The organism is Caulobacter sp. CCG-8 (assembly GCF_037402475.1).
In the GTDB taxonomy this organism is placed as follows: Bacteria; Pseudomonadota; Alphaproteobacteria; order Caulobacterales; family Caulobacteraceae; genus Caulobacter.
Genome location: NZ_JBBEUD010000001.1, coordinates 196,036 through 216,497, shown reverse-complemented (window position 1 = coordinate 216,497; position 20,462 = coordinate 196,036). Strand labels below are relative to the sequence as shown.

The 20,462-nt window shown below is 69.8% G+C and carries 8 protein-coding genes and 1 tRNA gene; 3 read left to right on the top strand and 6 right to left on the bottom strand.

The genetic code is table 11. The features are described 5' to 3' along the window. The first annotated feature begins 20 nt into the window (after positions 1–20). Both WAE60_RS00755 and WAE60_RS00750 read left to right on the top strand, forming a co-directional pair. A complete protein-coding gene (locus WAE60_RS00755; RefSeq protein ID WP_029915091.1) occupies positions 21–326 on the top strand; it encodes an ETC complex I subunit in 306 nt (101 codons plus the stop codon). 40 nt (positions 327–366) lie between these two features. Beyond that, positions 367–443 (top strand) — tRNA-Arg (locus tag WAE60_RS00750). 67 nt (positions 444–510) lie between these two features. Here the strand turns inward: WAE60_RS00750 and treF are convergent. From treF to WAE60_RS00730, 4 genes are all read right to left on the bottom strand, one after another. Beyond that, positions 511–2,091, bottom strand: a complete 1,581-nt coding sequence (treF, locus tag WAE60_RS00745; RefSeq protein ID WP_337684398.1) for an alpha,alpha-trehalase TreF — start codon at positions 2,089–2,091, stop codon at positions 511–513. Between the two features lie 159 nt (positions 2,092–2,250). Further along, positions 2,251–4,818: a TonB-dependent receptor gene (locus tag WAE60_RS00740; RefSeq protein WP_337684396.1), complete on the bottom strand. Its 2,568-nt coding sequence runs from the start codon at positions 4,816–4,818 to the stop codon at positions 2,251–2,253. 57 nt (positions 4,819–4,875) lie between these two features. Then, positions 4,876–5,955: a FecR domain-containing protein gene (locus WAE60_RS00735; protein WP_337684395.1), complete on the bottom strand. Its 1,080-nt coding sequence runs from the start codon at positions 5,953–5,955 to the stop codon at positions 4,876–4,878. Further along, positions 5,952–6,533, bottom strand: coding sequence for a sigma-70 family RNA polymerase sigma factor (locus WAE60_RS00730; RefSeq protein ID WP_337684394.1), 582 nt, complete (start codon positions 6,531–6,533; stop codon positions 5,952–5,954). The genes WAE60_RS00735 and WAE60_RS00730 overlap by 4 nt, the downstream gene beginning before the upstream one ends. A gap of 164 nt (positions 6,534–6,697) precedes the next feature. Between WAE60_RS00730 and WAE60_RS00725 the strand changes: the two genes are divergently transcribed. Then, positions 6,698–7,051: a DUF1622 domain-containing protein gene (locus tag WAE60_RS00725; RefSeq protein WP_029915081.1), complete on the top strand. Its 354-nt coding sequence runs from the start codon at positions 6,698–6,700 to the stop codon at positions 7,049–7,051. Positions 7,052–7,064: 13 nt separating this feature from the next. On the opposite strand, the gene WAE60_RS00720 is transcribed toward WAE60_RS00725, so the two are convergent. Beyond that, a complete protein-coding gene (locus WAE60_RS00720; RefSeq protein WP_337684393.1) occupies positions 7,065–8,807 on the bottom strand; it encodes a ShlB/FhaC/HecB family hemolysin secretion/activation protein in 1,743 nt (580 codons plus the stop codon). Continuing rightward, positions 8,804–20,146 (bottom strand): YDG domain-containing protein, encoded by an 11,343-nt coding sequence (locus WAE60_RS00715; RefSeq protein ID WP_337684392.1) that lies wholly within the window; start codon positions 20,144–20,146, stop codon positions 8,804–8,806. Before WAE60_RS00715 ends, WAE60_RS00720 begins: the two co-directional genes overlap by 4 nt. Between the last annotated feature and the right edge of the window lie 316 nt (positions 20,147–20,462).

Genomic DNA, 20,462 nt, shown 5'->3' with positions numbered 1-20,462 from the left:
ATCGACCTGGAGAGGCCCTCATGCTCGCGCGCATCTACCGCCCCGCCAAGACCGCCATGCAGTCCGGCAAGGCCAAGACCAAGGACTGGGTTCTGGAGTTCGAACCGGCCTCGGCCAGACGTCCCGATCCGCTGATGGGCTGGACCCAGTCGAGCGACATGAACGGCCAGGTGCGCCTGAACTTCGAGACCCGCGACGAAGCCGTGGCCTACGCCCAGCGTCACGAGATCTCGTTCCAGCTGTTCGAGCCCAAGACGCCCAAGCGGATCATCAAGGCCTACGCCGACAACTTCGCCGCCGGCCGCAAGCAACCCTGGACGCACTAGGCTTTCCGCCCCAAGCTTCCCCGGATTCCCCAAGGGATCCGCGCCCTTAGCTCAGCTGGATAGAGCACTCGCCTTCTAAGCGAGCTGTCGCTGGTTCGAATCCAGCAGGGCGCGCCACTCCTACATTATAGCGTGACGCGATAGGCCAGAGTCGCCGAAGGGCGCCGGGTTCCGATCGGGATTCTCACGGCGCGGCGTAGAGGTCGAGCAGGGCGCGGGTCACGCCGTTGGTCCAGCCGAAGCCGTCCTGCAGCGGGTACTCGCCGCCGCCGCCGGCCTTGGCCTCCTCGACGTCGTACTTCTCCAGCATCTTGCCGCTGGCCTGGTATTCGCGGGCCACGGTGGCCAGCCAGCGCTGGCCGATGGTCTTGGCCAGGTCGTCCTCGCCGTAGCGGCGCAGGCCCGAGACCGCCACCCATTGCAGCGGGGCCCACCCGTTGGGCGTGTCCCACTGCTGGCCGGTGGCGACGGTGGTGGTGCGCAGGCCGCCGGGCGCGAGCAGCAGGGCGCGGGTGGTCGCCGCCACGGCCTTGGCCTGGTCGGCGCTCGCGGCCCCGACGAACAGCGGATAGAGGGTGGCCGCGCTGGGATGGTCCAGCCGCGCCCGCTCGCGCCACTGGTAGTCCAGATAGAGCCCGCGCGGGGCGTCCCAGAGATAGGCGTCCATCGCCGCCCGGCGGGCCTTGGCGCGGCCGCTGAACTCGGCGACGCAGGGGGCGTCGGTCAGATGGGCGCAGCCCTGGGCGATCGCCGTCTCCAGACCGAACAGCAGGGCGTTGAGGTCGACCGGGATGATCGCGGTGGTCTGGATGGACTTGAGGTTCTTGCCGTCGGCCATCCAGCGCGAGCTGAAGTCCCAGCCGCTTTCGGCTCCCGAGCGCAGGTCGCGGAAGACGTCGCCGGCCGGACGGTTCGTGACCTCTCGCGCCGTCAGCACGTCCTCTCGGTAGGACTCGTCGCGCGGCGTCGTGCGGTCGTCGGCGTAGCGGTTGAGGATCGCGCCGTCGGGCAGGGCCACGACGCGGCGATACGCCTGGCCCGGCGCCAGGGTCTTCTCGCCGTCCATCCAAAAGGCGTGCTCGCGGCGCATCAGGTCCAGGCGCTGCTTGAACCGCGCCTTGTCGGTCTTGTCCGCGAGCCCCACCATGGCGAAGTAGAACGGCGGCTGCGAGCGGCTGAGATAATAGGTGCGCGTGCCGTTGGGGATGTGGCCGTAGCGGTCGATCAGCCCGCCGAAGTCGTCGACCATGTTCTCGACCGCGTCCTGCCGGCCGTCGGCGGCCAGGCCCAGCATCGTGAAGTAGCTGTCCCAGTAGTACATCTCGCGGAAGCGCCCGCCGGGCACCACGAACGGCTTCTCCAGGGGCAGGGCGCTGTCGCCGTCGACCGGCGTGACCGGCGGACGGGTCAGCACCGGCCACAGGGCGGCGATGTGGGCCTTCAGGGTGGTGCGGTCCTTGGACGGCGGCGGCGCGGGCGGACTTTGCGGCACCACGAAATTGGCGGTCACGAACCGCTTCAGCTCGGCGTCGGTGAAGGCCGCGTGGGCGCGGTAGGCGGCCAGGATCCGGTCGGGCGGACGTTTGGGCGTGGCGTCGACGAAGGTCTTCCCGTCCGGGAACAGCCTGCGCATCTGCACCTGGTGGAACAGCTCGGCATAGGTGTCGGCGGGGGAGGCGATCTCGCCGGCCGTCGTCTGGGCGAAGGCGGGCGCGGCGAGGGCGAGCCAGGCGATGGAGGCGGCTAGGACGTGGCGACGGTTCACGGCGTTCCTCCGAAGGCGAACAGCTCTAGCTCAAGAACGGGAAAAGCGCGGATCGGGTCCGAGGGAGGGACCCGATCCGCCAACGGGAGCCGCCGGGGGAGGCGCTCCCTCCGCCGGGCCGACTGGGGGCGGCTCCGGCGGTCTGATCGGGAGAACCGGTCAGAAGTTGTAGCCGACGCTGAACTTGAACGACCGGCCCAGGATCGGGCGGGCGTTGGCGCCGCTGGTCGAGCGCGGGTCGCCCTCGGTCAGGCCGTGGCTGTCGGTGAGGTTGTCGGCCGAGACCTGGACGGTGAAGTCGGCGACGTCGAAGATCGCGCCCAGGTCGACCTTGGTGTAGCCCTTCAGCACCTGGGTGTTGGCGTTGTCGGCGAAGCGGTCGTCCACGGCGCTGACCGTCCCGTAGAAAGTCGTCTCCACCGAGCCCAGGGTCACGTCGTAGCTGGGGGTGAAGCGGATCATCCAGTCGGGCTGGCGCTGGGCGCTGTTGCCCTTGTTGGCCGGGATCGACGACTTGACGATCTCGGTCTTCTGGAAGGTGCCGTTCAGGGCCAGGGACAGTCCGAAGTCCGAGCGCCAGCGGCCGTCTAGCTCCAGGCCGTGAGCCTTGTTGCTGTTGCTCTCCTGGATGCCGCCGACGTCGGCGAACTTGGCGCCCTTGAACTCGTTGGCGAAGCCGGTGGCGTAGAGCTCGAACGGTCCGCTGCGCAGCTTGTAGCCCAGCTCGTACTGGTCGACCGACAGGGTGTCGGTCAGGCCTTCGCGGAAGTTGTCGAAGCTGGGGAACTTGTAACCGCGCGAATAGCGGCCGAACACGCCCGACACGCCGTTGATGTCGTAGTTCACCCCGACCGTGTAGCTGGTCTTGCTGTTGCTGTAGTCGGTGGTCCGCAGGGCCAGGCCGTCGGGGAAGCCGGGACCGTCGTCGACCACGTAGTCGGTCTGGAAGCGCTCGCGGCGGACGCCCAGGTCGATGCGCAGGGGATCGATCACCTGCCAAGAGTCGGCCAGGTAGAGGGCGTCCACCCGCCCGTCGCCGGCCGATGTCAGGCCGAACTTGAAGCAGCTGGACGTGCTGCCGGCCGTGGCCAGGTCGGCGCAGGTGACCGGGGCAGCCAGGTACTCGCCGTTGGCCTTGACCTGCATCGGCTCGACATTGCCCAGCGTCCAGAAGTCGTCGGACTTGAAGCTGGAGGCGTAGTAGCCGGCCGACAGCTGGTGGGTCCCCAGGGTCTTGGCGATCGACAGATCGTTGGTCACGGCCTTGATCTTCTTCTCGACGATCCAGGCGCCCCAGTTCTGCACGTAGTCGGTCGAGGCCAGGGTGGCGCCGCCGCGGGTCTTGATCGCGCCGGGGACCACGGTGTTCAACGAGGCGACCGTGATCGCCGCGCCGTCGCCCACCAGGCCGTAGGTATTGGCGTCGCCGTCGGTCAGGCTGAAGCGGTCGCGCACCTGCCAGCCGTCGCCGAACTCGTGCTCGAACCCGCCGCCCGCGACGAAGCCCTTGAAGCCCCGGCCGTCGGCCAGGTCGAAGTTGCGCGTCGCGCCCGCGGCGTTGATCTGCAGGGTGTGGAAGCGGCTGGCCTCGCCGATCTGGGTGTAGGTCCCTTTGTCGACGCCCGGCACGTTGATCGCGAACGGCAGGTACCAGGCGCCGTGGTCGTCGGTGTAGCGGGCGTAGAGATTGATCTTCCCACGTTCCATCCGCTTGGTGATGTTGACCGTGAACTGCTGGCCGACCTCGCTGTCGAACTGGGTGTCGCGCACGCCGGGCGAGGTGGTCGCGTAGCCGCCGACCATGAAATAGAGGTCGTCGGCCAGCTTGCCGCTGATCAGGCCGTCGACGCGGCGCAGGTCGTAGTCGGAGGTCGACAGCTTGATCAGGCCGTGGGTCTCCTCGCCGCCTTCCTTGAGCTGGAAGTTCGTGGTCAGGCCGGGCTGGCCGTTGGAGAAGATCGGGTTGGGGCCGCCGCGCAGGGCTTCCATCCGCGAGATGGTCTCGTCGACCCGGAAGATCGAGCTGTTCTCCAGGAACGACAGGGTCGAGGGCGGATAGATCGGCGAGCCCTGCAACTGGATGGTCAGGAACTCGGCGTCGCCGGTGGCGGGGAAGCCGCGCACGAAGACGTTGGCGCCGGCCACCCCGCCCGAGGTCTCGACCCAGACGCCCGGGACCAGGGTCAGCAGCTCGGCGGTGCTCTTGGGCGAGGCCTTGGTGATGTCGTCGGCGTTGACGGTGGTGACCGCGAAGCTGGCGGCCAGCTTGTCGATGCCCTTGCCGCCCGGGGTGCCGACCACGATCACTTCCTCGACCTGGGCGGGGGTCTCGGGCTCGGGCTCGACGGCCGTGGCGGGCTGGCCCTGGGTCTGGGCGCTGGTGGCCACCAGCAGGGTCTTGGCGCGGATGGCGTAGACGCCGCTGGCGGTGGGCTGGGCGCTGAGGCCGGTGCCGTTCAGCAGGCGCTTGAGGCCGGCCTCGGCGGTGTAGGCGCCGGTCAGGGCCGGGGCGCGCTTGCCGCGCACGCTGGCCTCGTCGAACGCCAGCTGCTGGCCGGAGGCCTGGCCGAAAGCGCGCAGGGCGCTGCTCAGGTCCTGGGCGGGGATGTCGAAGCTGTAGGTGGTCCGCTGCTGCTGGGCGTGCACGGCGACGGGGGCGGCCAGCAGCATCAGGGCCGCGGCGGCGGTGGACCCCCAAGCCAGGCGACGGTCGAACGTTCTGCGCATTGTCTTCCCTCCCTTATGCGCCGACGTTGATTGCGGCGCTTTGGAAAGTGAGACGCCTCAGCTCGTCGAAGACACACCGGACGGCGCTGAATTTTTTTGACCGCGGTCGATTTTCAGCACGGTCACGCCGTTGGCCGCAACCGCGTGGACGGGCAGCACGGCCGTCACCCCGTCGACGAAGGCGCCGGTGTCGCCCGAGGTGAACACGCCGCTGATCCGCAGCTGGGCGACGCCGGGATCACCGATCTTCAGCTTGTCGCGGGCGTAGCGGTTCACCCGCTCGACGGCCAGGTCCATGGGCTCGTCCTGGAACACCAGCTGGCCGTTCTCCCAGGCCTTGGCGCGCACCGGATCCAGCTGGCTGACGACCGTTGCGTTGGTGCGGGTCGAGGCGACCAGTTCGTGGTCGGGGGTCAGCAGCCGGTCGGCGGGCGCGCCGTCGATCTTGAGGGGCACGGCGGTGTCGGCGCGGCCGGTCTTGTCGTCCAGCACGGCCACGTGGCCTTCGTAGAGCACCACCCGCATCTGGCCGGTCAGGCGCTCGACGCTGAACACCGTGCCGGTGGCCACCACCAGCTTGTCGCCGGCCGCCACCGAGAAGGGCCGCAGCGGGTCCTTGGCGACCGAGAACTTGGCCCGGCCGCTGTCCAGCCACAGCCGCCGGCGGCCGCGCTCGTACTTGACCTTCAGCACGGTGGCGCTGTCGAGCGAGGCGCGCGAGCCGTCGGCCAGCTCGACGATCCGCCGCTCGCCCTCGGTGGTGCGGTAGACGTCGGGCAGGCTGGCGCGCCAGGCGACGCCGCCGCCGACGGCCGCGACCAGGCAGGCCGCCAGCGCCGCCCACATCGCCCGACGGCGGCCGGGGCGGGCCCAGCGACCGTGCTGCGCGCGCCGCAGATCGTCCAGGGCTTCGCGGCGCAGCGCGATCAGGCCCGGCCCCGCGGCCTGTTCCTCGACGGCGCGCCAGGCCATGACGGCGTCGTCCAGCAAGCCGCGATGGTCGGCGTCGGCCTCGAACCAGGCCTGGAGCTCGTCGTGCTCGGCCGGAGTCAGCGCGTTGTCGGCCAGGCGCACGCACCACAGGGCGGCCTGCTCGCGCGCAGCCTCCAGCCGCTCTTCAGGAGAGATCACGGTCATTCGCCGGCCCTCACGCGTCGGGTCAGATGGGTCATGGCCTTGAGGATGTGCTTTTGCACCGCGCTGACGGAGACGCCGTACAGGGCGGCGAGTTCGGATTGCTTCATGCCTTCCAGACGGAACAGAAGAAAGATAGCGCGTGTGCGGTCGGGCAGTTCGCGCAGGGCGTCGGACACCTCGCCCAGGCTCTCGCGACCCAGCAGCACCCGAGCGGGGTCAAGCGGCTCCAGGTCGCCGGCGCCGGCACCGGCGTGCACGCTGGCGCGATAGTTGGCCCGGACCCTTTCGCGCCGACCCCGGTCGCGCAGCAGGTTGGCGGCCATCTGGAAGATGTAGGCGTCGGCGTTGTCCACTCCGCCGGCCCCCGTCGGACCGGATTGAGCGGTCGCCAGCTTGGCGAACAGCTCCTGGGTCATGTCCTCCGCGTCGCTGTGGCTGGCGGCGCGACGCATGAAGAACGCCATCAGCGCCGGCCGGTAGCGTCGGTCCAGTCTATGGAGGTCTGGTTCGATGACTGGTCGCACGATCCCGCCCCATGGGCGTGAGCCCGGGTTCAAGAGGTTTTTCTCACCGTGCATGACGCACGACAACGGCCAACCCACAGCACGGCGCGCCGACTTTTCGCATCTGCGGGAATCCCACGGAACGGCCGGAGCAATCTTCGGCCGGTTCCCTCCGGGTTTTACCCGGTGGCGCGTCCGGCGCGCGCGCGATGGAGTCGCGGCATCAACAAGGTGAGCGCATGGAAGAGATCCTTCGGGAATTCGCCAGCCACATCGCCCTGGCGACGGAACTGGTCTGCGTGCTGTGTATCGCCATCGGTTCGGTGGTGGCGCTGACCCGCGTGATCCTCGCCCTGGTGCGGGGTCTGGCGAGCGAGGTCAGCACGCGCCAGACGATCTTCGTCGCCTATGCCGGCTGGATCATCCTGGCGCTGGAGTTCGCCCTGGCCGCCGACATCGTCCGCACGGCCATCGCCCCGACCTGGGACCAGATCGGTCAGCTGGCGGCCATCGCGGCGATCCGGACGGCCCTGAACTACTTCCTCAACAAGGACGTCGAGGAGCGGCGGGAAACCTCCGCGTTCAAGGACTAGGTAAGGCCTCTTCCTAGAAGCCGATCGAGGTCGAGACGGCGAACTGGCTGGCCTTGTGGGCCTGGCCGGGCGCCGGCTTCAGCTGCGAGCCGAACTCGAGCTGCAGCGCGAAGTGGCGGTCGACGACATAGCGGAGATTGAACCCCAGGCTGGCCAGTTCCGCCTCGTCGGCCAGGTCCGGGAAATCCGTCGGCTGCTCGAACTTCCCGTAGTCGACGAACACGCCCAGCTGCAGGCGGTCGTCCAGGCCCGGTCGGCCCAGGGCCTGTCCTACCCGGATGGTCGGAAAGCGCATCTCGGTGCTGAGGATCACGCCGTTCGAGCCCAGGGCGATGTTAGTGTCATAGCCTCGGACGCTGCCGATGCCGCCCGCCGCCAGCTGTTCGCTGTAGGGCAGATTGCCGCTGGCGATCTGGGCCACGCCGCGCGCGATCCAGGTGAACCCCTTGGGCAGGGTCGTGGTCCGGGTGGCGCTGAAGCGGTCGTAGGCATAGGTGGCGTCGCCGCCGGGGACCAGCAGGCGCATTTCCCGGTCGCCGTTGTGCGGAGCCAGCTCGCCCGGCGAGAGCACGGCGAGGTTCTCCAGGTCGGTCTGACCGGCCCGGTCGGTGGCGGTCAGGCTGTAGATGACGGGGAACTGGACGATCTCGACGTCGGTGTCGAGCAGCCGGAAACCCAGGAATTCCAAGGTGTTGTCGACGCGTTTGTAGTCGAAGCCGATCTGCAGGGTCTGCTTGATCGGCCCGGGGCCGATCACGGGATGGGCCCATCGGCCGCTGAACTGCCCCGAATGGCCCTTGCTGCCGAACTCGCGGGCGACGCGGGGTTTCTGGATCGCGTAGGCCCCGAAGAACAGCAGGCGGTCGCCGTCGACCAGCGGGACCACGTCGCTGAACGAGTGCGAGGTATAGCGGCCCGAGAAGCTCTGGGTGAACTGGTATGAGAACGTGCCGCCCCGGCCGAAGACGTTGCCCCAGTTGAAGCCCACGTTCCACTCGTCGCGGCCCAGGGTCGTGACCCCCTGGTTGTCGTAGCCGGCGTAGACGCGGAACGGGAAACGATCGTGGGCGGTCAGGGCCACGTCGCTCAGGCCGGTTTCGGCCCCGGGGCGGAGGACGGCGTCGACGGTCAGGAAGGCGTTCTGGTTATAGCCGTCCAGCGCTCCGCGCATCCGCGCCAGCGTCAGGGGCTCGCCGCTGTCCAGCCCGCCCAGTCTTCGTACGGTTTCCGACGAGAAATGGCGGTTGCCGGTGATGGTCACCTCGCCGACGCGGAATTCGGTCACCACGATCTGGCCGACGCCGTTCTGGATGTTCTGGGGCGGTGCCGTCACGTCCATGAACGGCCGGCCGGCCTTGCGGTAGGCGGCTCGCACCAAGGCGGTGATCTTGTCGAGATCGGCGCGGGTCAGGGGCTTGCCGAGATAGTCCGTGGCCTGCCGGGTGAAGGCCGGCGTCGACAACAGCGGCAGGTCGGCGGTCGCCAGGCCGGTGGGCGGCGGCGCGACGCCGGCGGGCTGGAGCGATCCGGGATCGGGAACGAAGACCAGGCCCTCCAGGCGCGGCAGCAGGACCGTCCGGTCCTGGCTGGGCGGGGAGGCCGGCGGCGGGGGCTGTACGGGCGGGGGCGTCGTCGGCTGGGGCGGCCGGGGGATCACGCGTTCGAAGTCCTGCGCGCGCGCGACGAGCGGCGCCGAGGCGGCCAGGGCGACGATCATCGCCGCCCACCGCGCGGGCGACTTCGAGTGGGGCTTCAAGGTTGGGCCTCGCTGATTTCGAGGGGGGCGGACCGAGCGACGAAGCGCAGGCTCCAGCGGGTCTGGCGGTCGCCCAGCAGGAGGACGTCCTCGGTGGAGTTGGCGACCGGCGCGCCGCCGAAGATCACCGCCTCGTTGCCCTCGATGACCGGCAGGGAGATCTCGAAGCTGGACGGCAGGTCGCCCAGGCCGTTGGTGCGCCCTTGATAGAGGCCGCCGGCGACGGGGTAGGGGACGTAGAAGCGCGGATTGCCGACGGAACGGGCCAGGTTGAACACCGTGTTGCAGGCGTCCGCCCGCGCGGTCGGACATCCCGGCGGTCCCGGCGGCGCGACGATCTCGCCGGGGCCCGAGGCCGAGGTCGGCAGGTCGTAGTTCGACAGCAAGGTCCCCGCGTCGGTGCTGTAGTCGTCGCCGCCGAGCAGGGCCGTCACGACGCGGGCGCCGGGATCCGCGGAGTCGTACGCGCCGGCGGTTTCGGTGACGGTGGCGCCCTGGCCGCCGATGAAGCCGGTCAACTGGTAGTTTCCGGAGGTCAGGCTCGCGGTGGTGTTCCCGTCGTAGTCCTTGGTCGGGTTGCCGATGATCACGGCGGCCAGGGGCGCGCGATTGATGGTTCCCGCGCCGCTCGCGGCCGTGGGCAGGACGTAGTTCGAGAGCAGGGTCGAGGCCCCGGCGGCGTAGTCCGTCGTGCTCAGCGTCGCGCTGACCGAGCGGGCGCCGGCGTTCGGGGAGTCGTAGACGCCGACCGTCTGGCCGATGGCCATGCTCTCGCCGGACGCCAGGCCCGTCAGGACGTAGTTGCCGGAAGTCAGGGTCGCGCCGGTGGTGGCGTCATAGGTCTTGGAGATGCCGGTCAGCACGACCGTCAGGGCCTTGGGATCGATGCGCCCGGCGCCGGACGCGCTGGTGGGCAGGACATAGTTGTCGAGCAGGGTCGCGCCGCCTGGCGCGAAGTCCGCCGTCGCGAGGTCGGCGTTCACCGTGCGGGCGCCGGCGTTCTTGTCGTCGTAGACGCCCGTCGTCCGGGTCACCTCGGCGCCTTCGCCGGAGACGAAGCCGGTCAGTTGGTAGTTGGCCGAGGTGAGCGTGGCGGTGGTCGTGCCGTCATAGGCCTTGGCCGGTCCGCCGACGATCGCCGCGGCGAGGGCCGCCTTGTCGATCCGGCCCAGGCCGTCGGCCGTGGCGGGCAGGACGTAGTTGGAGAGCAGGGTCGAGCCGGTCGCGGTGAAGTCGCCGGCCTCCAGGACCGCGCTCACGGTGCGCAGGCCGGCGTTGGGCGAGCCGTAGGCGCCGACGGTTTCGGTGACGACGGCGCCTTCGCCGGGCGCGAAGCCCGTCAGGGTGTAGTTCCCGGAGGTCAGGGCGGCGGCGGCGTTGCCGTCATAGATCTTGGAGACGCCGTTGAGGCGGGCGATCAGCACGGCCGGGTCGATCCGGCCGAGGCCGTTGACGCTGGTCGGCAGCACGTAGTTGGCCAGGTTCGTGCCGCTGGCGGCGTTGAAGTCGCCCGCGTCCAGATTGGCCGTAACGAGGTGCAGGCCGACGTTCGCCTGGGCGTAGACGCCCTGGCTCTCGGTTACGGTCGCGCCCTGGCCCGCCACGAAGCCGGTCATCACGAAGTTGTCGGGCGCGACCGTCGCCGCGGTGGTCCCGTCATAGGTTTTGGTCACGCCCGCGAAGGCGACGAACAGGGTCTTGGGATCGATGTGGCCCAGGCCCGCCGCCGAGGTCGGGAGCACGTAGTTCGCGAGCAGGGTGCCGCCATCGGCCGCGAAGTCGCCGGCGCCGAGCGTGGCGGTGACCAGGCGGACGCCGGCGTCGGCCGAGGCGTAGGCGCCCGCGGTCTGGCCGATCGTGGCGCCCTGGCCCGCGACGAAGCCGGTCAGGAGGTAGTTGGCCGAGGTCAGGCTCGCCGAGGTCGTGGCGTCGTAGGTCTTCGTCGGATCGCCCACGATGATCGCGGTCAGGGCGGCCTGGTCGATCCGCCCCGTCCCCGTGGCCTGGACGGGCAAGACGTAGTTGGAGAGGTCGGTCGCGCCACTGGCGACGAAGTCCGCGCCGTCGAGGTCGGCGGTGACCAGGCGAAGGCCCGCGTCCGCCGAGCCGTAGGTCCCGACCGTCTCGGTGACGCTCGCGCCCTCGCCGGCGGCGAAGCCGGTCAGGGTGTAGTTTCCGGGGGTCAGCACCGCCGCCGTCGTGCCGTCATAGGTCTTGAAGGCGCCGTTCAGGATGGCGACCAGCATCGCCTGGCCGATGGTCCCCGTCCCGAGGGCGGTGGTGGGCAGGACGTAGTTGCCGAGCAGCGTCCCGCCATTGGCCGTGAAGTCGCTCGAAGTCAGGCTGGCCGTCACGGCGCGCACGCCGACATTGGGATTGGCGTAGGTCCCCACGGTCTGGTCGACGGTGGCGCCTTCGCCGGCGATGAAGCCGGTCAGCTGGTAGTTGGCCGCCGTCAGGCTGGCCGCCGTCGAGCCGTCGTAGAGCTTGGACGGGTTGCCGACGATCACGGCCGCCAGGGATTTGGGCGTGATATGCCCGACGCCCTCGGCCCGGGTCGGCAGGATATAGTTGCCCAGGGAGGTGCCGCTGTTGGCCTGGAAGTTCGGGCTGCCCAGTTGGGCGGACACCAAGCGGACACCGGCGTTGGCGCTGTCGTAGGTTCCTGTCGGCTGGGTGACGATGGCGCCCTGGCCCGAGACGAAGCCGGTCAGCAGATAGGTGGTCAACACCGCGCTCTGGGTTCCGTCATAGGTCTTGGTGGGATCGCTCAGGATCACCGCTTCCAGCTGCTTCTTGAGGATCAGGCCCGCGCCGGTGGCGGTGGTCGGCAGGACGTAGTTGGCCAGCAGGGTCCCGCTGTCGGCCGTGAAGTCCGTCGGGTCGAGGGCGGCGGTGATCAGGCGCGCGCCGGCGTTGGGCGAGCCGAACTGGCCCGCCGTCTCGCCGACGCTGGCGCCCTCGCCGGAGACGAAGCCGGCCAGGCGGTAGTTGGCCGGGGCCAGGGTGATGTCGGTGGTGGCGTCGTAGGTCTTGGTGGGGATGCCGGTCACGAACGCCGTGAGGGCCTTGGGGTCGATCGTCCCCGAACCCGCCGCGCTGACCGGCAGGACGTAGTTGGCCAGGTTCGTGCCGCCGTTGGCGGTGAAGTCGCCCGTCGAAAGGCCGGCCGTGACCGTGCGGGCGCCCGCGTTGGCGGCGCTGTAGGTCCCGATCGTCTGGCCGACGCTGGCGCCCTGGCCGGCGACGAAGCCGATCAGCTGGTAGTTGGTCGAGGCCAGGGTGGCGGCGGTGGTCCCGTCATAGGTCTTGGTGGGATTGCCGATGATGGCGGCGGTCAGGCTGGCCTGGCTGATGTGGCCCACCCCCGTGGCCGTCGTCGGCAGGACGTAGTTCGCCAGCAGGGTCCCGCCGTTGGCGGTGAAGTCGCTGGAGCCCAGCGTCGCGCTGACGTTGCGGAGGCCCGCGTCGGCCGAGGCGTAGGCGCCGACGGTCTGGGTGACGGTGGCGCCTTCGCCGGCGATGAAGCCCACCAGGTCGTAGTTGCCGGCCGCGAGGCTGGCGGCGGTGGTCGCGTCGTAGGTCTTGGTCGGATCGCCCACGAAGGACGCCGTCAAGGTCGCCTGACCGATGGTCCCCGCGCCGCTGGCGGTGGTGGGCAGGACATAGTTGGCCAGGTTCGTGCCGCCGTTGGCGGTGAAGTCTCCGGCGGAGAGGCCGGCGGTGACCGTGCGGGCCCCCGCATTGGCGGAACTGTAGGTCCCGATCGTCTGGCCGACGCTGGCGCCCTGGCCGGCGACGAAGCCGGTCAGCTGGTAGTTGGTCGAGGCCAGGGCGGCGACCGTGGTCCCGTCATAGGTCTTGGTGGGGTTGCCGATGATGGCGGCCGTCAGGCTGGCCTGGCTGATGTGGCCCAGGCCCGTGGCGGTGGTCGGCAGGACGTAGTTCGCCAGCAGGGTGCCGCCGTTGGCCGTGAAGTCGCCGGCGGCGAGGTTGGCGGTGACCAGGCGCGCGCCCGCGTCGGCCGAGGCGTAGGCGCCGACGGTCTGGGTGATGCTGGCGCCTTCGCCGGCGATGAAGCCCACCAGATCGTAGTTTCCGGCCGCCAGGCTAGCGGCGGCGGTCGCGTCATAGGTCTTGGTCGGATCGCCGATGATCGCCGCCGCCAGCGCCTTGGGATCGATCGTCGCCGAGATGCCGGTCGGCTGGGTCAGGATGTAGTTCCCGGCGTCGACGCCGGTCAGGAGGTAACCGCTGGCGTTGACCAGGTAGGTCCCGGCGTTGGCGGAGGGGAAGCTGGCCGACGAGGCGGCGCTGTCGACGTCCAGGTCGTCGACGCCCAGCGTGCCGACCACCACCGTGCCGGCGTTGTTCAGGGTGAGGGCGGTCGTGCCGTCATAGGTTTTGGTGTTGGCCAGCATACCCGCGAGGGTCACGGTCGCCGGGGTGATCTCGCCGATCGGCGCGTTGGTCAGGGTGGGGGCGATGCTGTAGTTGCCCTGGGCCGCGCCGCCCAGCGCCAGGCCTGACAGGGTGACGTTGATCCCCGTGCCCACGTTCTTGACCGCGTAGTTCCCCGACAGGCCCGAGGTGTCGACGATCACATCGTCGGTCCCGACGATCCCCGACAGCGTATAGGCCGAGGACGCCGTCGGCAGTTCGGTCCCGGCCGTGTAGACGCGGCTGACCTTGATGAGGTTCAGCAGGGCCTGGGTGATGTCGGCGGTCAGGTAGTTGGGCTGGGTGAGGGTGTAGTTGCCGGCGTCGACGCCGGTCAGGCCATAGCCGGTGGTGGTGACGGTCTTGCCGATCCCGACATTGGGGTCGCCGAAGACGCCCGTCGTGGCGAGCGTAAGGGTCAGGTCGTCGGAGCCCAGGCGGCCGACCAGGCTGGTCCCGCTGTTGTCCAGCGTCGCCGCGACCGTGCCGTCATAGACCTTGTCGTTGGCGGCCGCGCCGGCCACCGAAGCCGGGGCCGGGGTGATGTGGCCGGTTCCGGACGCGCTGGTGGGCAGGGTGTAGTTCGCCAGCGACGTGGCGCCGCCGGCCGTGAAGTCCAGGCCGTCCAGCGTCGCGGTCACCGTGCGGGTCCCGGCGTTCTTGCTGTCGTAGACGCCGGCCGTTTCGGTGACCGTGATCGTCTCGCCGGCCACCACGCCCACCAGGTCGTAGTCGGTCGAGGCGAGCGTCGCGGCGGTCGTCGTGTCGTAGACGCGGGTCGGATCGCCGATGATGCTGGCGCTCAGCGCCTTGGGCGTGATGATCCCGATCGGCTGGGCGGTCATGGTCGGCGAGATCGAATAGTTGCCGGCGCTGCTTCCCGACAGGCTCAGGCCGCTGAGCGTGACATTGATCCCGCCGATCACGGTCCCGCCGCTCAGGCTCCCGGCGACGTTCTTGTCGGCATAGGCGCCCGAGAGGCCCGAGGTGTTGGCCGTGACCGTGTCGCCGGCATAGACGCCGCTGAAGGCGTAGCCCGAGCTGGCGGTCGGCAGGGCGGTCGAGCCGTCATAGATCTTGGTCACGGCCAGGAGGCTGATCGGCGCGGGTGTGATGGTCGCGGTCAGGCCCTGGGGGTGGGTGACGGTGTAGTTGCCGGCGTCGATCCCCGTGACGATGTAGCCGTTGGCCACGACGGGCTTGCCGACGCCGGCGTTGGCGTCCGGCGCGGTGAGGCCGGCGTTGTAGAACAGGGCGCTGGAGCCGCCCGTCTGCAAGGTGACGTCGTCTGTGCCCAGCACGCCGCTCAGGCCCGCGCCGGCGTTGTTCAGGATCGCGGTGGCGGTCTGGTCGTAGACCTTGTCGTTGGCCAGCACCCCGATCACCTGCAACGAGGCCGGGGTGATGATCCCGATGGGCGCGTTGGTGGTGGTCGCCGCGATCGTGTAGTTGGCCGCGTCCGCGCCGGTCAGGCCGACCCCCGACAGGGTGACGCCGATGCCGGTGGCGACGTTCTTGTCGGCGTAGGCGCCAGACAGCCCGGCGGCGTTGACGGCCACGGTGTCGCCGCCGATCACGCCGGAAAGACCGTAGGCGCCGTTGGTCGTCGGGATCGCCAGGGTGGAGTCGTAGACCTTGGTCACCGAGGCCAGGATCAGGGTCGCCTCGGTGATGTCGGCGAACAGGCCCGTGGGCTGGACCACGGTGTAGTTGCCCGCATCGGTTCCGCCGATCGCGTAGCCGGTCGCGGTGACGGGGATGTTCACCCCGACGTTCTTGCTGGCGAAGGTCCCGCTGGCCGCGCCGGAGACCACGGTCACCACGTCGGCGCCCAGCACTCCGGAAAGGGCGGCCGCGCCGCTGTTCAGGATGGCGCTGGTGTTGCCGTCATAGACCTTGTCCTGGGCGGTGACGTTGATCACCTGGACGCTGGCCGGGGTGATCGTGCCCGCGCCGCTGGCGGTGGTCGGCAGGTTGTAGTTGGCGAGGTTAGTGGCGCCCACCCCGGTGAAGTTGGGGGCGCTGAGGCCGGCGGTCACGATGCGGGCGCCGACATTGTCGCTGTCGTAGGTCCCCACGGTCTGGCCGACGGTGGCGCCCTGGCCGGCGACGAAGCCGCTGAGGCTGTAGTTGGCCGAGGTCAGGGTGGCGACGGTGGTGTCGTCATAGACCTTGGTCGGGTTGCCGATGATCGAGGCCAGCAGGGTGGCCCGGTTGATCGTGCCCGGTCCCGAGATCGTCGTCGGCAGTTGGTAGTTGGCCAGGCTTGTGCCGGCGTTGACCGTGAAGTCCGACACCACCACGTCGGCCAGCACCGTGCGGGAGCCCGCGTCGGCCACGTTATAGCGCCCGTTCGAGGCCTGGACGATCGAGCCGCCTTCGCCGGCGACGAAGCCGGTCAGGCTGTAGTTCGCCGCGGTCAGGGTCGCCTGGGTCGAGCCGTTGTAGGTCTTGGTCGGGTTGCCGATGATGGAACCGGTCAGGATGGCGCGGTTGATGTCGGCCAGCAGGCCCGACGGCTGGTTGAGGCTGTAGTTCCCGGCGTCGGCGCCGCTGATGGCGAAGCCGCTGACGTTGACGGCCAGATCGGTTCCCACGTTGGATTGGCGGAAGGCGCCGGCCACGCCGGACGCGCCGAGCGTGACGGAGTCCGAACCGAGCACGCCCTGCAGCGTCGCCGCAGAGATGTCCAGTGTGGCGGCGGTGGTCGCGTCATAGGTCTTGTCGAACGCGGTGACGTTCGTCACCACGAGGGGCGCGGGCGTGATGTTGGCGGTCAGGCCCGCGGGCTGGAACAGTTGGTAGTTGGCCAGGTCGGGACCGCCCAGGGTCATGCCGACGACCGTGACCGCGATCCCGTTGCCGACGTTTCGCGTGGCGAAGGTTCCGACCGCGCCGCTGGTGCTGAGCGTGACCGTATCGCCGGCGATCAGGCCCGACAGGCTGGCGACGCTGACGTCCAGCGGGGCGGCCGTGGTGGTGTCGTAGACCTTGTTGAGCGCCCGGGTGCTGAGCACCACCAGGGGGGCGGGCGTGATCGTGCCCGGCCCGATCGCCTGGACGGGCAGGATGTAGTTCGTGCTCAGCGCCCCGTTCGCATAGACGAAGTTGCTGGGCGCGAGCGGCGTGGTGAGGGTCCGGGCGCCGACGTTCTTGCTGTCGTAGTTGGCGACCACCGACGAGGCGCTGATGCTGATTGTTTCCGAGCCGATGAGGCCGTTGACCTGGTAGTTGGATGACAGCGGGAAAGCGTTGGTCGAGCCGTTGTAGACCCTTGTGGGGTTGCCGATGATCGCTGCCGTGAGCTGGGCCCGCAGGATCGTGCCGATCCCCGTCGCTTCGGTGGGCAGGTTGTAGTTGTCGAGATTGGTGCCGGGGCCGGCCACGAAGTCCGTCGGCGCCAGCGAGACGTAGACGGGCTTCTGCCCGGCGTTCTTGTCGGCGTAGCTTCCCGTCGTCTTGGTGATCGTCGCGCTCTCGCCCGGGATGAAGCCGGTGATCGTGTAGTCGCTGGGGCTGAGGGTCGCGAGGACCGTGCCGTCATAGGTCTTGGTCGGATTGCCGGTGATCGCCGCGTTCAGGATGCCCGGGTCCACGTCGATGCGCGTGATGGTGCCGAACCCCGTCACAGGGGAGGGGATCACGTAGTTGGACATCAGCGTCCCGGCGTCGGGGGCGAAGTCGCTGGCGTCGAGGGTGGTCGACACCGACCAGACGCCGGCGTCGGCCGAGCTGTACTGGCCGCTGGTCTGGGTGACCGTCGCGCCTTCGCCGGGCACGAAGCCTTCGACCTGGAAGTTCGAGGGGCCCAGGCCAGCGCTGGAATTGCCGTCATAGGGCTTGGTGGGGTTCCCGACGATCTCGATGTCCAGCGGCGCCGGGTTGATCAGCCCCATCCCGGTGACCGTGGCCGGCAGCTGGTAGTTGGACAGCAGCGTGCCCGGCTGGGCCTGGAAGTCCGAGGCCGAGATGTTGGCGGTCACCGCCCGCGAGCCGGCGTCCTTCGAGGCGTAGGTCGCGCCCGACGACTGGGTGACCGTGAGCCCCTCGCCGGCGACCAGTCCAGAAATGACCACGTCGGACGGCGACAGTCGCGCGGCCGTCGTGCCGTCATAGATCTTGGTCGGCGTCCCGGTGACGGTGATCGTGACCGGGCGTGGCGTGATGTCGCCCGTCACCGAGCCGGCGACCACTGTCCGGTAGTTGCCGCTGTCCGCGCCGCTGATCACGCCGCCGGTGGCGAAGATGGGAATATTCTGGGCGACGTCCTTCGAGGCGAAGAACAGGCCCGAGGCGGTGATGGTGACGTCATCGCCCGCGATCTTGCCGGTCAGCACCGCCGAGCTGGTGTCGGCGGTCGCCGCCGCCGTTCCGTCGTAGACCTTATCGTTGATCGTGACCGACGAGATCGTGAGCGTGGCCCGAGTGATGTCCGCGACCAGGCCGCTGGGCTGGGTCACCACGTAGTTGCCGGCGCTGGCCCCGCTCAGCGTCACGCCGGACACCGTGACCGCCAGGTTGGTCCCGACGTTCTTGCTGGGGAAGAAGCTGGTCGCGCCGGAGCCATCGACGGTGACGCTGTCGCCGCCGATCACGCCGAACAGGCTGGCGCCCGCGGTGTTGACCGTCGCGACGGCGTTGCCGTCATAGACCTTGTTGTTGGCCGTGAGCCCGCTGATCGTCAGGGTGGCGGGATTGATCAGGCCCGCGCCGGTGGCGCTGGTCGGCAGCACGTAGTTGTTGAGGTCCACGCCCGCCCCGGCGACGAAGTCCGGGGTGGTCAGGGTGGCGGTGATGGTGCGCGCGCCGGCGTTGGCGGAGTCGTAGTCCTCGCTCGTCAGGCCGGTGATCGTGATCGTCTCGCCCGCCGCGACGCCCGTCAGCTGGTAGTTCGAGGCGGTCAGGGTGGCGCTGGTGGTGGCGTTGTAAGTCTTGGTCGGCGTGCCGATGATGCTGGCCGTCAGCACGGCCGGGGTGATCTCGCCGGTCGTCGAGGTCGGCACGGGCGCGGCGAACGCATAGCCGTAGACCGGGATCCCGCCTTCCGTGATCTGGAAGTTGCTGGTGGTGACGGTCAGGCCGGTTCCGGCGTTCTTGGTGGAATAGACGCCGTCCAGCGACCAGTCGTCGGCGGCGAACAGCCCCGTGACGGCGGTGTTGCCGTCGTCCAGCGTGGCCGTGGTCGTGCCGTCATAGCTCTTGGTGACTGTCCCCAGGGTGACGCTGACCGTGGGCGCGGCGCGATAAAGCACGCCGTTGCCCGTCGTCGCCGGGCTGCTGCTGGTGACGATGTCATATTGATAGAAGTCCGGCGCCAGACCGCCCAGGGTGGTCGTGGTCGGGTCCTGGCTCACGACGTACCAGACGCCCGTCGCGTTGAGCGCGCCGGCGCCGGCCTGGTTGACGAAGGCGCCCGACGCCAGGGCAAGGTTGCCGCTGGTGGCGGTCACCGATCCGCCGGCGGTGATGGTCAGGGTCCCTCCAATACCCTGGAACGGGGGCGCGCCGGTCTGCACTTCGGTCGCCGCCAGGGGCGCGGCGATCGTGGCGTTGCGGCCGGCTTCCAGCGTCACCATGCCGCCGCCGCTGATCGCCGCGTTAACGGCGAGGTCGCGATAGGCGCTGAGCGTCAGCTCGCCGGCGCCCGTCCAGGAGATGGCCGAGGCCACGGTGAGGTCGCCGTTGCCGCCCGTTCCGCCGGCGGTGGTGGCCTGGGTGACGTTGCTGCCGCCGTCCAGCGTGGACGAGATGGTCGCCGCCGCCGGCGCGTCGATGGTCAGGTCGTCGGGGTCCAGCAGCCAGGTCCCGCCGCGTCCGGCGTCAATCCGCGCCGCGCCGATCGAGACGGTCTTGCCCGAGGTCTCGACCCGACCGCCCCCCGAGGGACCTCCGGCCAGGATCGTCGCGCCGGACGCGATCGTCGTGGTCCGGGCCAGGTCCGTCCCGCCGAAGGCCGAGGTTCCGATCAGCACTTCACCGCCGTACGAACCGGCTGCCGAGACCCGCGCCGTGGACGCCACGGTCACGTCGCGACCATTGGCGACGACCTTGCCGCCCGTCCCGTCGGCGTTGACCGCCAACAGGGCTCCGCCGACCGTGATCGCGCCCTGCGGCGCGGTCAGCCACAGCTGGCCGTCGATCCGTTCGGTCCCGGTCGCCTGAATGAGGCCGTCACGGTTGCCCGCCAGGGCGTAGATGTTGCCGTGGGCCGCCTGCAGCGTCGCCGCGGCCGCCTGGATGCGCCCCTCCTGGGTGACGTCGCCGCCGCCCGAGGCGGTCGCCACATAGAGGCCGCCGTCGCTGCGGTCGGTGGTGGCCAGCAGGACCTCGTCGGCGGCGACCAGGCTGACCCGGCCGTTCGGCGCCTCGATCGTTCCGCGATTGGCGACCGCGCTGGCGATCATCACTACGTCGCCGCCGCGCGAGACGATCGAGCCTTCGTTCACCACCGACGCCTGGGAGCCGCCGGTGAAGGCGAGGGGACCGCCCGCCATGAAGCCGTCGAGGCTGGTCTCCTTGGTGGTGGCGACGAAATTGCCGCCCGCCAGCAAGCGTCCGCCCGCCCCGACGATGACGCCGTGCGGGTTCATCAGAAAGACCGAGCCGGTCGCCGTCAGGCCGCCGTCGATCCGCGAGACCTCGCCGCCCAGCACCCGGTTCAGCGTCGCGCCCTGGCCGTTGAGGATGTTGACCTGGCTGGGGCCGGAGATCGAGAAGCTGCTCCAGTCGATCACGCCGCGCTGGCTGGACTGGGTGATCGTCATCACGTCCGGTGCGGTCTGGCCGATCTGGCCTTCCCCGCGAACGAAGGCGCCGCCCGTGGGGAGGCCCGCTGGCGCCTGGGCCAGGGCCGGCGCGGCCGTGGTCGCCAGGGCGGCGCCGAACAGGGTGATCGCCAACCGCCGAACTGTCGCTCCCGGCTCCGGGGATTTTCGTCGATCCACCCCGCCGACCCACGCCAACATGGAACTGCGCAGAAACGCCGTGCGGAGGGATGAAGTCATCTCGCCAACGCTCTCGAGCCGGTGGTCATCCAGGGCGTGATGATCGGGCGCGGGTCTGGCGGGAGCCATGGGGCGAAACCCCGAGCGCCGTCCGTCTAGTCTCTGGGCGCCGCGCGTTGGGAATCCCGCGCGGATTCCGGGTTCCAGATGCGGCGATCGATCCGGGCGGCAGGGCAGGATCGCCGAGCCGGGTCGGGGGAAACGCGAACGC